At 72.0% G+C, this 16500-nt stretch carries 10 protein-coding genes and 1 pseudogene; 10 read left to right on the top strand and 1 reads right to left on the bottom strand.

The features are described 5' to 3' along the window. Positions 1–111 precede the first annotated feature (111 nt). The gene (locus ACH4TP_RS21450; RefSeq protein WP_398182313.1) at positions 112–1005 is read left to right on the top strand and encodes an alpha/beta fold hydrolase; all 894 of its coding nucleotides are present in this window, start codon (positions 112–114) and stop codon (positions 1003–1005) included. 65 nt (positions 1006–1070) lie between these two features. Next, on the top strand, positions 1071–2618 hold the full coding sequence (locus tag ACH4TP_RS21445; protein WP_398438813.1) for an AMP-binding protein: 1548 nt from the start codon (positions 1071–1073) through the stop codon (positions 2616–2618). A 61-nt stretch (positions 2619–2679) separates the two neighbouring features. Here the strand turns inward: ACH4TP_RS21445 and ACH4TP_RS21440 are convergent, their stop codons facing one another. After that, complete coding sequence (locus tag ACH4TP_RS21440; protein ID WP_398438812.1) at positions 2680–4050, bottom strand: MFS transporter; 1371 nt, start codon at positions 4048–4050, stop codon at positions 2680–2682. 516 nt (positions 4051–4566) lie between these two features. On the opposite strand from ACH4TP_RS21440, the pseudogene ACH4TP_RS21435 reads away from it, so the two are divergent. The 8 genes and pseudogenes from ACH4TP_RS21435 to ACH4TP_RS21400 form a co-directional block, all read left to right on the top strand. Beyond that, a pseudogene (locus ACH4TP_RS21435) lies at positions 4567–4725 on the top strand (pirin); the annotation flags it as partial. Between the two features lie 192 nt (positions 4726–4917). Beyond that, entirely contained in the window at positions 4918–6300 is a 1383-nt protein-coding gene (locus ACH4TP_RS21430; protein WP_398438811.1) for a hypothetical protein, read from the top strand. Beyond that, the gene (locus ACH4TP_RS21425; protein ID WP_398438810.1) at positions 6297–7712 is read left to right on the top strand and encodes a radical SAM protein; all 1416 of its coding nucleotides are present in this window, start codon (positions 6297–6299) and stop codon (positions 7710–7712) included. Before ACH4TP_RS21430 ends, ACH4TP_RS21425 begins: the two co-directional genes overlap by 4 nt. A 20-nt stretch (positions 7713–7732) precedes the next feature. Continuing rightward, positions 7733–9619 (top strand): ferritin-like domain-containing protein, encoded by a 1887-nt coding sequence (locus ACH4TP_RS21420; RefSeq protein WP_398438809.1) that lies wholly within the window; start codon positions 7733–7735, stop codon positions 9617–9619. After that, positions 9616–10614 (top strand): NAD(P)/FAD-dependent oxidoreductase, encoded by a 999-nt coding sequence (locus ACH4TP_RS21415; RefSeq protein WP_398182331.1) that lies wholly within the window; start codon positions 9616–9618, stop codon positions 10612–10614. The genes ACH4TP_RS21420 and ACH4TP_RS21415 overlap by 4 nt, the downstream gene beginning before the upstream one ends. A 656-nt stretch (positions 10615–11270) precedes the next feature. After that, the gene (locus ACH4TP_RS21410; protein WP_398438808.1) at positions 11271–12413 is read left to right on the top strand and encodes an ATP-grasp domain-containing protein; all 1143 of its coding nucleotides are present in this window, start codon (positions 11271–11273) and stop codon (positions 12411–12413) included. 13 nt (positions 12414–12426) lie between these two features. Further along, positions 12427–12852 carry a hypothetical protein gene (locus ACH4TP_RS21405; protein ID WP_398182337.1) on the top strand — a complete coding sequence of 142 codons (426 nt, stop codon included), beginning with the start codon at positions 12427–12429 and terminating at the stop codon, positions 12850–12852. Continuing rightward, positions 12845–16495, top strand: coding sequence for a hypothetical protein (locus ACH4TP_RS21400; protein WP_398438807.1), 3651 nt, complete (start codon positions 12845–12847; stop codon positions 16493–16495). The genes ACH4TP_RS21405 and ACH4TP_RS21400 overlap by 8 nt, the downstream gene beginning before the upstream one ends. Positions 16496–16500: the final 5 nt, after the last annotated feature.

Raw genomic sequence — 16500 nt, 5'->3', positions numbered from 1 at the left:
ACCCGCGCGCCCCGCGGAGGCCGGGTGGTTTCCGGACAGGCGCAGGGGAGGGGACCGGTCACATGATCGCCGAACGCGTGACCTTTCTCCGCGCGTCCCGGTTGACCGGGCATGAATGCTGAAAGGATCCGCCACCTCACCTTCGACGGCTTCGGCTACCGGTGCCGGATCGTCGAGAACGCCGCTCCGGTCACCGAGCCCGTCGTCGTGCTCGGTGGCGCTTTCCAGGACATGTACGCCTACCAACGGCTCGAAGCGCTCTGGGCGGCGTCGGCGACCGTCGTCAGCGTGGACCTGCCGGGATCGGGCGCGGCCGACGTGCTGCCCGCCTCGTACGGCTTCGACTTCCTCACCGAGGCGCTGGCGGACCTGCTGGGCCGGCTGGGCCTGGGACGCGTGAACCTCTTCGGGGCCTCCTACGCGGCGCCGATCGGCTACCGCCTGGCCCAGGAGCGTCCCGAGCTCGTCGCCCGCCTGGCCCTGGTGGGTGCCGCTCCCGTGTACCCGCCGGACCAGCGCGCCGCGCTCCAGGCGATGGCCGACGCCCTGGAGTCCGGCGACGCGGGCGCCTACGCCCGTATGAGCATCGCGGCGCTGCTGTCCCCCGGCGAGCGGGACGTCCACAAGCGCGCGGTCGTCACCCGCGTCCTCGCCCGCACGATGGGGTCGGTCACGCGGGCCGACATCCCCCGGCACCTCGCCTCCACCCGCCGCGTCATCGACTGGCAGGGGCTGTGGCCGGGCGGCGTCCGGGATGTTCCGGCGCTGGTCTTCACCGGAGAACACGACAGCCTCACCCACCCCGACCTCGGGCGCGAGGTCGCCGGCACCATCGCCGGAAGCGTCTTCACCCTCATCAGGGGCGCCGACCACCTCTGCCATCTCGAACGGCCCCTGGAGATGTCCCAGTTGCTGGATCGCTTCTTCACCGATCAGCCCCTCGACGACCTGACGTACCTCACCCCCCTCGAACACCACGCCAGGCCGGCCTCCCTGGTCCCGTGACGGCTCCGAAGCGCATCCCGGCCGATCCGTCGCCGCACTCCTCCCACCGACCACAAGGGGCACAGATGTCCGACCTCCGTCCCGAGACGGCCGACCAGGGCTTCGTCACCTACACGGAAGCCATCCTCGACACCCTGGCGCGCCGTCCCGGCCTGCCCGTGATCATCTGCCACGACCGCCGGCGGATCACGGCGGGCGAGCTGCGCGACAGCGTCCACCGGCTGGCCCGGGAGCTGATCGCGCGTGGCGTCCGGCGCGGGCAGACCGTCTCCCTGCTCACCGGCAACACCCCTCAGGCGCTCATCGCCCGTTACGCCGCCAACCTGGCCGGGGCGCGCGTGACACCCCTGTACGAGGGGCTGTCCACGGACGTCCTGGCGCACCTGATGGACGTCGTCGACACCGAGCTGCTGCTGGTCGACCCCACCCGGTACGCGGACCTGGACCGGCTGAAGCCGCTTCTCCACGTGCCGGTGCTGGCGACGCTGGGCCCGCACCCGGTCGCCGACGACATCTGCGCGGCGGCGGACGGGCAGCCGTCGGCGCCCGTGACCGTGCCCGTCGGCGCCGACGACGACTGGTGCATCCGCCACACGGGCGGCACCACGACCGGGCTGCCGAAGAGCCTGCAGATGAGGCACGGCCCGTACCGGCGCACCCTGGAGAACCTGTGCTCCCCCGAGGACGCCCCGTTCCGCTATCTGGCGTGTACGCCGCTCACCCACATCGCCGGGCTCTGGGCCGACCTGGCGCTCCTCCAGGGCGGATCCGTCGTCCTGCAGCCCGCGTTCGATCCCGGCGAGGCCCTCGCGGCGATCGAACGCGAGCGGATCACCCGGCTGTTCCTCCAGCCGCCCCTCCTGCACCGGCTCCTCGACCATCCCGCGCTGCCCGCCACCGACACGTCCAGCGTCCGGCGGGTCACCTATGGCGGCAGCCCCGCGTCGACGGTCAGGCTGCGGCAGACCGAGAGCGTCTTCGGCAAGGTGCTGCAGAGCTGGTACGGGCAGAACGAGACGCTCGGGCTCACCGAAGTCCGCCCCGAAGAGCACGACCGCGTCGGCCGGCACGGGCAGATCACCGTCGGCCGCGCCATGCCCGGCGTCGAACTCCGCATCGTCGACCAGCACGGCGGTGCCCTCCCGGCCGGCGGCGAAGGCGAGGTCCACGCCCGCGCCCACAGCGCCATGAACGGCTACTGGAAGCAGCCCGAGCTGACCGCCCGCGTGCTGCACGACGGCTGGGTGAGCACCGGCGACATCGGCTACCTCGACGACGACGGCTACCTCTTCCTCACCGACCGCGGCCACGACACGATCACCGTCGACGGCGCACCGGTCTATCCCAGCGAGATCGAGGAGGTGTTGATGGCCCATCCCGCCGTCGCCGAGTGCGCCGTCTTCGGGATGCGCCATGACGGCACCCCCGAGCGCGTCCACGCCGCCATCGTGCCCGCCCGCGGTCACAGCGCCGACATCGACGAGCTGCGCGACTTCGTCGCCGCCCGGAAGAGCGGCCGCCATGTCCCCCACGCGTTCCACGTGTTGAAGGCCATCCCGCTCAGCGGCATCGGCAAGCCCGACAAGCACGCCCTCCGCCGGGCCCTCTCCTGAGCGAGCGGCCCCCTCCGCGGGGGCGGAGGGAGCCGCTCGGGGTCGGCGGTCGGGACCCGGGTCAGACGTCGGCGCGGGCCGGGGCAGCGGCCTGCGGGGCGTCCTCGGCGACCTCGCCGAGGTCCCGGTCGCGGGTCTCGCGTGCGCAGACGATCGCGACGACGGTGAGCAGCGCGGCGGCGATCACGTACAGGGCGATCGGCGTCGAGGAGCCGTAGTCGGCGAGGAGCGCGGTCGCGATGAGCGGCGCGGGCGCCCCGGCGGCCACGGAGGAGAACTGGGCGCCGATGGAGGCGCCGGAGTAGCGCATCCGGGTCGCGAACATCTCGGAGAAGAAGGCCGCCTGCGGCGCGTACATCGCCCCGTGCAGGACCAGACCGACGGTGACGGCGAGCAGCAGCGAACCGAAGCTCCCGTGGTCGATGAGCAGGAAGAACGGGAACATCCAGGCGCCGACGCCGACCGCGCCGATCAGGTAGACCGGGCGGCGGCCGATCCGGTCGGAGAGCGCGCCCCAGGCGGGGATGACGGCGAAGTGGACGGCGGAGGCGATGAGGACGGCGTTCAGGGCGGTCTGCTTGCTCAGGCCGACCTGGGTGGTCGCGTACACCAGGATGAACGCGGTGATCACGTAGTACGAGATGTTCTCCGCCATGCGGGCGCCCATCGCGATCAGCACGTCCCGCCAGTGGTGCTTCAGCACCGCGACGAGCGGCATCCTCTCGACCTGCCCGGCGAGGGCCTTGCGCTCCTCGGCGGCGGCGAGCGCCGTCTTGAAGACGGGCGACTCGTCGACCGAGAGCCTGATCCACAGGCCGACGACCACCAGGACGCCGGAGAGCAGGAACGGCACGCGCCAGCCCCAGGAGGCGAAGGCGGCGTCCGAGAGCAGCGCGGTCAGCGCGGACAGCACCCCGGTCGCGAGCAACTGCCCGGCCGGCGCGCCGGTCTGCGGCCAGGAGGCCCAGAACCCGCGCCGCCCGGCGTCCCCGTGCTCCGACACCAGCAGGACGGCCCCGCCCCACTCCCCGCCGAGCGCGAAGCCCTGCACCAGGCGCAGCACGGTGAGCAGCACGGGCGCGGCCGATCCGACGGTCGCGTGCGTCGGCAGCAGCCCGATCGCGAACGTCGCCCCACCCATCATCAGCAGGCTCAGCACCAGCAGCTTCTTCCGCCCGAGCCGGTCCCCGAAATGCCCGAAGACCAGCGCGCCGAGCGGCCGCGCGGCGAACCCGACCGCATAGGTCAGGAACGACAGCAGCGTCCCCACCAGCGGATCGGACTCGGGAAAGAACAGCTTGTTGAACACCAGCGCTGCGGCCGACCCGTACAGGAAGAAGTCGTACCACTCGATCGTCGTGCCGATGAGACTCGCGGCGACGATGCGCTTGAGGGAACCGGGGGGTGTGGGAGCGGTTGTTGCGGCGGCCATGTGCACCACTTCCGAGCGGGTGACGGGGAGGTTTTCGTGTCGCCACACCGTAGGAAGCAGCAGGTCAGGGGCGTATGTGGTGGGACACCATAGTTCGACGCTCCCGCATGCGCCCGGCCGCCATGGCTCTCCTTTGTAGCCTCGCGGAGTCCTGCGGAGCGGCCGAACCGGCGCCTGTCCGTGTTGCACTGATCGGGGACGATATGAGGCCGCCGTGCTGACTCCCGTGCTGGTTTCGTGCTGACTGAAACCCCACGTCAGCACCCGTGTTCACCTCTCCCGTGCTGACTTGGTGCTGACTACGGAGGGTGGAATCTGCGCGCATGGGGCGGACCGGGCACGGTCGTCACAGCAGCGGCTGGCGGCACTCCGCTTCGAACCTGGACGGGTCTTGTACATGCCGGCGGTGGCGAAGGGAGGCAGGTTCATGTGAGCTCTGCATGAGGGTGTGGGGTCCGCCGGCGGCGGCCTGCTCGCAACATTGCGGCCCCGCGCCTGCGAGTGGGGAAGATGTCCGTGTTGTGGTGGAACTTTGTGGGCCGCACGGACGAGGGGATCCGCAAGGCTCGCGAGGACTGGATGACCGGCGACCGCTTCGGTGAGGTGAAGGGGTACGACGGCGGGCGCCTGGCCGCGCCGGAGGTACCGCCGACCCCGCTCAAGGCCCGGAGGCGGACTGACGGCACGCGCGGTCGCGTCCCGTCGGTGACGGAGACCGGCCGCGGCTCGCCGTGTCGTGCGTGACACAGGGTGACTGGAATCGTATGTTTGGTTACGTCCCGTAACTTTACCGCACGGGGTGGACCGCGCTCCGGGGCCGGCCGTACGCCGCCGCCCCGCCGGCGGCACGCCCGCCAGGAGGTGCCGGTGATCGACCGTATCTGGCTTCAACCACCCCTCGCCATCGCCCGGTTGGGTTCCTCGCCGATGCCGTGCGACAACTACCGCTACGGACCCAGCGACCTGACCCCGCGCGGTACGGGCAAGACCACCGTGGAGCCAGTGGAGAGCCTCGACCTCGCCGCCGACGGCACCCTGACCACGCGGATGCCGCAGAAGGTCCGGTTCAAGGACGCGGAGGGCTGGCGGCCGGTGTGCCCGTTCTTCGAGGTGCACGGCAGCTGGACCACCGCCGACGGCGAGCAGCGGACGGGGGTCCTCACCGCCGACGTGCTCGCCGGCTTCGGGCTGGGCCTCGGCGACGTGCGCTGGCAGGTCTCCGTCGCCAACCTCAAGGCCCACCACATCACCCAGCAGCAGGACGACCGCGTCGAGGCCCGGGCCGAGGTCCGTGGCGACGACCACCAGCGGCATCCGCTCGCCGGGCACTCTCCGCAGGGCACCGCCAACCCGCTCGTCCCGGCCGGCAAGTCCCTCCCGCTCGGCTCGGTCCAGGTGCCCGCGCCGAACGCCGAACTCCCCGAGCTCCGGCTGCGGTTCACCCCGGGGAAAGGGTTTGTGTACGGGCCGACGAACCTGGCCGAGCTCGCCGCGAACACCGGGTACCAGCTCCCGCAGGAGCGGCTCATCCTCAATCCGGCCGCGCCGTGGTGCCGGTTGAGGCTCAGTGACATCAGCGACGATGAACGGACCTCGCCCCCCGGCCTGTTCGCGGGCGCGGAGCGGCAGATCCAGGCCAGCCTGGGCATGGTCGACGACGTCTGCGACGGCACGGTCGCCGTGACCCTGCCGGGAGGTCTCACCGCCACCGCCCGCATCGTGGTCAGCCCGCCCGACTTCGCACCGGACCGCAGGCCCTTCGTCTCCCTCGCGGACGGACTAGCCGACCGGGTCAAGCGCGCCGAAGTGAGCGACCCCTCCTACATCGCCGACGAGGGACAGACCGCGCTGGAGATCCGTGATCTCTTCGAACGGGTCCTCGAAACGATGGGCAACATGAACGTGGACGTGCAGAACCAGCGCGTCCTCGACACCTACGAAGGGGTCGCGTGGACGGTTCCCGAACCGCTGACCGGCGTTCTCCTCGCACTCACCGACCGCGGTCGTCGGCGCCACCGCCGCTTCGTCGCCCTTGAGGCTCTGGAAGACATGGTGCGTGAGCAGCCCGATCTGCTCGACCGCGTGGTACGGCCACCGGCCGAGGACCTGCCGCCCAGCTACACCGACCGCCGCATGCCGATCGGGATGCGCGGTGCCGACGCTGGACCGCTGCACCTGACCCGACGGCAGTACGACCTGCTGACCGCCTGGGCCCAGGGCCTGCGCGACAGGACGGAGCCGGGCACGTGACCGTACTCCTGCAGATCGGGCGGCGGCCCCCGGACGTCCCGGCACAAGCCGCGAGCCCGCTGCCGGCCGGGCCCGGAGCGCAGGTGCGGACCTTCCGGAGTGCGCACGGGGCCCATCTCTTCGTCGCCGACGGCAGCCGTCTGTACGACCTGCCCGAGGCGACGGCGGTCCGGCTGGAGGAGTGGCTCTCCGCCTCGGAGGGCTCCCTCGACGAGCTGGGGCGCACGCTGGACCTCCCGCTCTGGGGGGCACCGCGGATCGACGGCACTCCCCTCGCACCGCCTCCGCTGTCCTCGATCTCCCTCAACGTGATGCAGGCCTGCAATCTGAGCTGCGGTCACTGCTACGCCGACGAGGGCCGGTTCGGGGGAAGTGCCCGGGCGATGCCTCGGGCCACCGCGTACGCGGCGGTGGACCGGCTGCTGGCCGAGGCGGCGCCCGGCTCGGACGTCGTCGTGGGCTTCATGGGCGGCGAACCGCTACTCGCCCGCGACCTGGTGCACGAGGTGGTCCGGTACGCCGTCCGGGCGGGGGCCACCACCGGGCACCGGGTCCGCTTCGCGCTCACCACCAACCTGACGACCGTACGGCCCGACGACGCGGCACTGTTCGCGGAGCACCCGTTCACCGTTACGGTCAGCCTGGACGGCGACCGGACCGGCCACGACGCCCTGCGCAGGGCACCCGGCGGAGCCAGCGCATACGACCGGCTGCGGGCCGGGCTCGACACGCTCGCCCGCCACGGCCGCCCCCGTCACCTCTCCGCGCGCGTCAGCGTCACCCCGTACACCGGCCGCCTCCTGGACATCCTGGAGCACGGCATCGCGCTCGGCTTCGACGAGGTCGGGTTCGGTGCGGTGGTCAGCGCCCCGGACCCCGCGTACGAGATCACCACCGAGGCCTTCGCGGGCTTCCTCGAGCAGATGACCGCCTGCGGCGAACGGGCCCTTGCGGAGCTGTCGGCCGGCCGCGCCTACCCGTTCGGCAACTTCCAGACCGCCATGGAGCAGCTGCACCGGGGCGCCCACCGCCCCTACCCCTGCGGGGCCGGCGCGGGCTACCTCAGCGCCTCCGCGGAAGGGGGCCTCTACGCCTGCCACCGGCTGGTCGACGACCCCGCCTTCGCCATGGGCTCACTGGCCGCTGGACCCGACACCGCCGCCCGGCAACGGCACCTGGCCGAACGCCACGTGGACCGGCAGGAGCCCTGCCGGTCCTGCTGGGCCCGCTACCTGTGCGGCGGCGGCTGCTACCACGAGGTCAGCCGACGGGGCCGGCCCGGCTGTGACTACATCCGCGGCTGGCTGTCCTTCTGCCTGCGCGCCTACGTCGAACTCGTCCAGGCCGCGCCCGAGTTCTTCGAGCAGCGGTCCGCAGCGGCCCCGCTCACGAGCAGTGCCAGCACCGTCTGAAGGCCCGAAGGAGCCCGTCCATGCCCGACCTGCCGACTCCCACTGGGAAGATCCTCCCGCGCAACCTCACCGCGCGGGCCGACCACGTCGTACGCGGCAACCCCTCCAACACCCGCCCGGAGAGCGGGGTCGACAACTGCTTCCCGGGGCTCGAGTTCGACCAGCGCAACCTCGACAAGGCCTTCTTCCCCGGGATGCTCTTCGACTTCCACCGCTACAACGGTTCCCGGGCGCTGGAGGTGACCGGCGGGGTGGCCGCCGCCCACGGGCTGACCACGGCGGACCTGGCGGGCGACAACCAGGTCTTCATCGGGGCCGTGTGCGGCCGGACCCGGGTGGACCAGACCGATGCCCAGGTCGAACCGGTCGACTGCCGTGAACGCGACGGCCTGGATGTCTGGCGGCAGGTGCACGATCTGCTGCCGGGCCGGATCGCCGTACTCCTGCTGGGGCGCCAGACAACCGTCGCCACGCTCGGAGCCGCCGCGGTCGGCAACCTCAACGCCCTGCGCATGAGCGGTGAGAGCTTCGTCCGCCGTGCCCCCGACGGCCGGTTCCAGCTGGCCGTGCTGGTCTCGGACCGGGCCCGGTACCTGGACGAGAACGGGGTCATCGACCCGGAGGTGTATCGGCCGGGAGACCTCACCCGCAGCCTGTGCGCCCCCTGGCAGTACGACTTCCGTGACTGCGGCTGCTTCTACTGGGCCGCCTCGAAACCCGACGTCGCCGGCAACGCCGACGAGAGCATCCCGCAGATGAACTTCCTGCGCGCGGACCGCACACCGGTCCCGGACCTCGACACGGACGCACTGGACCTCGGCAGCCCGCGCAGGCGGCTGGAGCTCAGCTACCCCCGGCTGATCTCCGACTGGCAGGTGCTGCCCGTGGTGCTCAACGACCGCGAGGACGACAGCATCGGCAACCCGGTGCCGCCCGACATCCCGCTCCTCGACCGGGCGACCGTGATCAGCAGGCTCAAGTCACTGGCCACCGTCGAGCATGCACTGAGCGTGGAGTACCTGTACGCGCACTACTCGCTCAACGCGCCCAGGGAGCTGCCGGATTCGGCGAGTCGGCTGATGCGGCGGATCCACGCCGCGGCCTTCGAGGTGTTCGAGGTCGCGGTCGACGAGATGCGGCACCTGCGCTGGGTGAACGAGGCCCTCGGCACCCTGGGCGAGAAGCCCGTCGTCGGGCGGGCGGCGGAGATCGTGCGCGACACGGTCCACCCCTTCGAGCTCCGCCCGCTGACACCCGCGCAACTGCAGTGGTTCATCGACGTGGAGGCCCCCAGCCAGCAGGTGGGCACCGGCCTCGACGGCATGTACGTCCAGCTGCACCGGAGCATCATCAAGCAGCCGGACGTGTTCCCCGAGGCCGACAGGCTGGCCCACCTGATCAAGCTCGTCATCGACGAGGGCGAGGAGCACTTCCGTCGGTTCACCGCGGTGAAGGAGCACTTGGTGGGCCTCGATCCCCTCGTGTACCTGCGACCCCTGCGGCGGCCGGGCGCGCAGGACGAGCTGGGCCGGACGCTGCTCGACCTCAGCGACCGGTACTACGCGGCACTGCTCGGCACCCTGCAAGCCACCTTCGCACTCGGCGACCAGGCCGGTGGTCTGCTGATCGGCCAGGCCCGGGTCACGATGGAGAACCTCCACGAGATCAACCACCTCCTCGCCACCCGCGGCATCGCGCCCCGCTTCACCCTGCCCCCGGCCTTCGCGCCGGGCGCGGGCGAGCTGCCGCCCGAGCTCGCCGACGGTCAGGCCACCAGGGAAGCGGCCATCGCGGCGATCGAGGCCCTGGCCGCCATTCGGGAACTCGACGGGGACCTGAGGGACATGACGATCAGTCAGCAATTCGAAACCGCGGCTCTGCTGGATGTGCTGGAGCTTCAGGGATGAGCCGCCCCGTCGAGATCGGCGGGGCCGGACTGGCGGAGCTGACCTGCGCCCGGCTACTGGCCGGGCGCGGGCACCGGGTCCGGCTGCCGCCGCCCGGGCCGGGCGCGGCGGGGGCGGGCGCCACGGGGGCTCGGCCGCTGCTGCTCGCCGGGCCGGCCCTGGAGCTGCTGGACTCCCTGTGGGGTCCGGGACTCCTCGACGGGAACTGGGAGGTGACGCACCGACAGGTGTGCTGGGGCGACGGGCCGCCTACCCGGTTCGCGCAGGCCGGCCGGGTGGTGGACGGAGCCGAGGTGGCCGTCCGCATGCGGGAGCGGCTGGCGGAGCACGGCATGGACGAGGGGCGCGCGGATCCGCCGGAGGGACCGCCCGGATGGGTGGTGACCGCCCGTGCGGTGCCCGAACGGGCCGCCGGGCGGCGGCGGTTGCTGGCCGGAACGGCCCCGCTGCGGCCCGGTGCCGACGAGCGCACCGCCGTCCTCGGCACCGCCGAAGCGGGCTGGGCACAGCTCACCCCGCTGGGGCGCGGCGCCGCCCTCGTACAGGCCATGGTGCCCGGTCCGGCCGGGGACCCCGTCGCCCTGCTCGCCCGGCTGGCCGCCGAGACCGGTCTCGGGGCGCTCCTGCGCCACCCGCCCCGGTCCGCCGCCGCCGTCCCGGCCGCCCCGCTGCTGCACCCGGCCCCCGCGACGGCACCCGCCGGGGACGCCCCGGGCCGGCTGCTGGTGGGGGCCGGAGCCATCCGCTACGACCCCCTCAGCGGCACCGGAACCGCGCAGGCCCTGCGTACGGGCATCCTCGCCGCCGCCGTCATCGACGCGGCCGTGCGGGGGACCGCGGCGCCCCGTGCACTGTGTGCCCACTACGCCGCCCGGCTGCGCGCGGCCTACGTCGAACACCAGCGCAGCTGCGCCCGGTTGTACGGGAGCGCCTTCGCCGGACCCGCCTGGTCCGACGAACTCGACGGCGCCCGGAACGCCGTCGCGGTCGGCTGACTCCCTCGACCGCCTACGGGTCGCACGAGGGGCGCCAGGCCAGGTGTGGCAGGAGGTCCCGCCACTGCTGTTAGGGGATGCCGACGACCCCTTCCAGGGCGTCATCCCACGGGAGTGCATCCCCAACCGGATCACCATCCCCACGCGGATCCCGGCCTGCTCCCTACCCGATGCCGACGCACGCCGGGCACTTCCGGATGTCGATTCGGCGAGCCCTGCCCGACGGTGCGTCAGAACGTTCAACTATCGGTCGGTGCCGCACCTCAGGACCCCGGGTGGACCGAGGGCGCCAGGGCGCACCCAACGGGGCCGGTGTCGGCCTTGGTGCCGCCGACGCCCTCTGTGCGAGTGAATCCAGGCCCTCGTGGGCCCACGGCTCGTACGGCTGTCACGCGTGCGGGGCGCGAGCACCGTTCAAGCGCCCCTGCATGCGCCCTGTTCGCAGCCCAGGGTTCATGCCACCCTGTGCCCTGCAGGGAACACGCACGTCGTGTTCGTACGCGCCATTTCCGGGGGAAGAATTGGCTCGGGACAGCGATCCACGCTTCGACCACCGCGTAGCTGCCCTCGTACTCAAGACAGGCGATTACCGGCTCCACCACGGAGGGCTCGGGGTCATCCGCTCCCTCGGCCGAGTTGGCGTCCAGGTTTACGGTGTGCACGAGGACTCCTTCACGCCCGCATCGCGCTCGGCGTTCCTGCGCGGCGGCTTCGTCTGGCGCACCGGCGACGAGCTCGACTACCGACGGCAGCTCATGGAAGGCATCGGCCGCATCGCCGAGCGGATCGCCGTCCCCTGCGTGGCCGTACCCACGGACGATCAGGCCGCCGTCTTCCTCAACGAGGACGCAGACCGGCTTCCCGATGAGCTTCTGTTCCCGGTCTGCCGCACCGGACTCACTCTCGACCTCGTCAACAAGCGACGATGTGCCGAGCTCGCCGAGCGGGCCGGATTCCTTCCGCCGCGCACGCGTATCCAGCGGTGCCCCGCGCCCGAAGCAGCCCTCGCCGACGTGGAGCTCCCCGTCGTCGTCAAGCGCACCGAGCGGACCCTGCTCCCGGACGGCTCCCGTACGTACGGCACCGTGATGGCCCGAAGCCGCGCGGAGTTGCGCGCGGCCACCACAGAGGCCGGGCAGGAGTACGAAGTCCTGCTCCAAGAGGTCGTGCCGGGCGGGCCGGGAGACGACTGGCTCTTCCACGCCTACTGCGACGCCGGGTCCGTCAGCCTGGTCAGCTTCACCGGCCGCAAGCTGCGCTCGTACCCGGCCCACGCGGGCGAGACGGCCTACGCACGTTCCGAGGACAACCCGGAGCTGCGGGAGCAGGCCGAGCACTTCCTCAAGACCGTCGGTTTCACCGGAATCGTCAGCATGGACGTGCGGTACGACCGTCGTGACCGCACGTACAAACTGCTGGACGTCAATCCGCGTGCGGGCGCCTGCTTCCGGATGTTCGAGAACGTGCATGGCATCGACGTGGTACGTGCGCTCCATCTCGACCTCAGCGGTCGCCCGGTGCCCCGAGGGCCTCAGCTGGAGGGCCGTACGTACGTCGTCGAGAACTACGACCTGAGGACGTGGCGCACCCACGCACGCAAACAAGGTCTGTCCCTTCGTGGCCTGCTGCGTGCCCTCCGGTCCGCTGACGAGCGCGCGTGGTTGACTGCGGACGACCTCGTGCCCGCCGCGATCCTCGGACTGCACGGCGTGGTGCCGCGCAGGTGGCTGGAACGAGGCCCCACGACCCTTCGGTACTTCCAGGGACGCGCCGCATCCCGGCCGTCCCGGCATTCGTGACCACGGAGGCAGCATGGAGATCAGCCAACTCGTCGACTTCCTCGCGCCGTTCCTCGCACCGTTGCTCGAGGGCGCGGGTCGCGCGACGGCCGCCGCGGCGGGTGAGGCCTGGGACCACGCGGCCCGACTGTGGAACCGGCTCGCGGACCGGGTCCGTGACCGTCCCGCCGCTCTGGAGGCGGCGCAGGACGTCGCCGAGAGCCCTGACAGCACCGGCGCACGCGACGCCTTGGCATGGCAACTGGAAAAGCTGCTCACCGCCGACACCGCGCTGCGCGAGGAGCTGAGCGCGCTGTGGAAGCAGGCCACGGCTGCCGGCGTCACCGTCACCAACGTGACGGCGAGCGGCACCCGCTCGATCGCCATCGGCGGCGACGTCAGCGGCGGCAGCATCAGCACGGGGGACGGGGCCTCGTCGCAGCGGGACCCGGATGAGTGACACCGGGCCGGTGCCGGGCTCCGTGACCGCGACCGGCGACCGGAGCATCGCCATCGGCGGGGACGCGATCAACGCCCTGCTGGTCACCGGCGACAACAACACGTTCTTCATCGGCCGGTACGCGCGGCTCCAGGACGCCTACGTCAGCCCCGTACAGCTCCACCGCGAACTGGAGCTGGACAGGTTCACAGGACGCGGCTGGCTGGTCGCGCAGCTGGATGCGGCCATGGGCCGCCACGACCGAGGCTACGTCCTGGTCGAGGCTGAGGCAGGGATGGGCAAGACCACGTTCCTCGCATGGCTCGCCCGCCAGCGCGGCTACGTCCACCACTTCGTACGTCTGATGCAGGACCCGAACGACTCGGGCGCAGCACTGCGCAATCTGAGTGCCCAGCTGATCCGGGCATGGGACCTGGACACCTACGCCGTCGGTGGCGTCCTCCCGCCCACCGCGGACCGCCCGGAGTTCCTCTCCGAGCTCCTGGAGGCGGCCGGCGCCCGGCGGGACGCACTGAGCCCGGGCGAGCCCATCGTGCTGGTCGTCGATGGCCTGAACGAGACGACGCCCGCGGCCGGACAGAACCCTCTGGGACTGCCGTCGTACCTGCCGGCGGGCGTGTTCGTCGTCACCGCGCAGCGGCCCGTCCACATCCCGTTGAGGATCAACGTCCCCAGGGAGATCATGCGTATCGATCGGGACAGTGAGGAAAACCGGGGCGACGCACGCGCGTTTCTCGAAGGTCTCAGCGAAAGCGATCCGTTGTGCGGCATCCTGGCGCGCAACGGCACACCCAAGAGCCGGTTCGTGGACACGCTCCTGGCCAAGTCGGAGGGGGTCTGGATCTATCTCCACCACGTAGTCGCCGAGATCTCCGCACAGCGGCTGTCCATCGACCGGATCGACCGACTGCCCACCGGTCTGTGGCACTACTACGCGCAGTACTGGCACGACTGGCAGAGTCGTCACGAAGAACGCTGGCACGAGCTTGACCTACCGGTGCTGTCCGTGATCGCGGCCGCGGCCGAGCCCCTGTCGGCGCGGCTCATCGCCGAGTTCGCGGGGACACCCCGCACGGGCACCGTGGAGGACCTGCTCGACAACGACTGGCGTCCCTTCCTCCATGCCGACGAGAGCGGCGAGGACGTTCGCTACCGCACTTTCCACGACAGCCTCGGAGAGTTCGTGCGGGGCGCCGTCGCCGTGGAGGAGCTGACCACCGCGGAGCGCTCCCTGGGCCGGCGACTGGCCCGGGCGACGCGGGAGGCGCACGCGCGGATGGCCGAGCGCTACCTCACGGCGTGGGGAGGGCTCGCGGACGGCCTTCCCCGGCTCGCCGAGGCCGGACGCGAAGGGCTGGACGGGGGCTACGGCCTGCGCCATGTCGTCGACCACCTCGTCGGCGCCGACCGGCAGGAGGACGCGCACACCCTGATGACCCTGTCCCGTGAGGCGGGGCCGCGCCGCCTCAACGTGTGGTTCGCGGTCCACCGACGAGCCGGTGAGATCGCTGCCTACCGCCGGGACGTCGCCGTGGTGCGCAACGCGACGCGGCTCGGCACGGAGCCGCTGGCCTGGGCGCTCCGGCTGCGCTACGTCCTGATCGCCTGTTCGCTCAACAGTCTCGCCGAGGCCACTCCCCCCGCTCTGTGGTCGTTGCTCGTGCGCCACGGCAGGATGTCGGCGGCGGAGGCTCTGACCCAGGCGCGGGAGATCCCCACCGCGGAGGACCGGTCCGAGGCACTGACCAGCCTGATCGAAGCGGTCCCCGCGGCGCTGCGGGAGGACGTCGAACGCGAGGCGATGGCCGCGGTCCGGTCGGTGCCCGACGGGTTCTGGCGGGTGGGCGAGTTGTGGCGGCTGAACCACCACGTATCCGCCGAACGGAAGGGGGAGCTGCTGTCGGTGGTGCGCTCCCTCGCCGACCCCTACTACCAAGTGGTGGCGCAGAGACTGCTCGGCGTCCAGGAAGGCATGCCGGCGCTGTCGATACCCAGAGAAGGGCACGGACACGAACTCGATCTCGAGTCTCCCTCGGGCATGGCCGCCAGCGCCGCGTTCATCGAGGACTACCGTCGTCGCCGGCACCAGGCGGCCGTACGGCTCGGGCAGGCCGGATTCTCCACGGACGATCCGGCCCACGACGCGACGGACGATCCGGCCTCCCGCTACTGGCGCGCCCATCTGCTGACCCTGGCCGCGACCGACGCGTCCGGCGACGAGGCCGGAAGGCTCGTCGGGGCGGCCTTCGACCTCGGGACGGTCATTGACGACCGCCGTGCGGGCACGACCGCCTGGGCCGCACTGGCCTCAGCGCTCGAACAGGAGTCCTCTGCGGACACGTGGGCGGTCGGCACACTGGCCAACCGCATCCCCGTCCCGGCACACCGCCTGGCCCTGCTGAGCGGCCTCATGGCCTGGACCACCGAGCCGGAAGCGGAGGAGGCCGCACACCGCGGGGTGCTGGCGGCCCTGGCGGCATTGCCGGACGACACCGCCCGCGCGGCCGTCATCGCCGACCTCGCTCCTGCCCTGGCGCGGTGCGGCGCGGCGCGGATCACGGAGATCATCGCGGCTGTGGACGACGTCCACAGCCGCACCCAGGTGCTGCAGGCTCTGGCGGACCATGCGACGGACCCCGTCGCACAGCACCTCGCCGAAAGCCTGGCAGGGCTGGTGACGACGCCGGCCCGCCCACGGGGCTGGGCGGCGTTGCTCGCCCAGGCCGCGGCGCACCTGCCCGGGGACGCCATCGACAGGGCCTGCGAACTCACGCAGTCGATCCCGGAGGACGAACTGCGCTGGGCGGCACGGTCCGCCCTGGGGGTCCGGCTGTGCGCGCTCGGGCGTACCGCGGAGGCCGCCGGACTGGCCGAGTCGGTCGGCGGGCTGTGGCTCGGCGAGCTGCTGTACGCGCTGGCCCGAGCACGCCTGGACGACGAGCAGGCCGAGGCAGCCGTGGAGCTCGCTCCACGGCTGCCCTACCGGACCTGGCGAGTGGACATCCTCGCCCGTGCCGCCCGCACACTTCCCGTCGAGCGCGCCGGGACGCTCCTCGCCGAGGCCCGCCGACTCGCGGTCGGCCTCGACGCCCCGTCACACGTCTCCGTCCTGACCCGAATGGCGACCGCGGCACCGTCGGCCGCGCAGGCCGAGCTCTGCGAGGAGGCCCTGACCCTGGCTCAGGGCATCGAGGACTACTACGAGCGGTCCGTCGCCCTGTGCATGGTGGCGGAGGCTCTTGTGTCCTGCGGGAACGTGACACGGGCGAGCGAGGTGTGTGCGGACATCCCCCTGGACCTGCTGCACGCCGACGCGCTCACCGCGGTCCTCCGCAGCGGAGCTCCGGACCTGTCGTCCGCGCTTGCCGAGCAGATGGCGCGGATTGCCGACCGGCCTGCGCGGGCCCAGGTCCGTGTCGCGGCCCTGCGCCAGGCGCTGCGTGATGCACGGACCGGTACCGGCACGGGGGTGAGCCCCGCCGCGCTGTACGAGTCGGCACTCGACGACTTCGCCGCGGGCCCTCGAGAGCGGCTCTTCACGAGTCTGCCCGGGCTGCTGGAAGCAGTGGCCGAGTGCGACGGGCCCGCATCGCTGCGCACCGTGGCGGCGGACCTCGCCGACATCCAGAGCTGGTGGCCATGACCGCC

This window comes from Streptomyces sp. NPDC021012 (assembly GCF_044333355.1).
Taxonomy (GTDB): domain Bacteria; phylum Actinomycetota; class Actinomycetes; order Streptomycetales; family Streptomycetaceae; genus Streptomyces.
The sequence above is the reverse complement of the archived record's forward strand: the minus strand, read 5'-3'. Positions and strand labels throughout refer to the sequence as shown.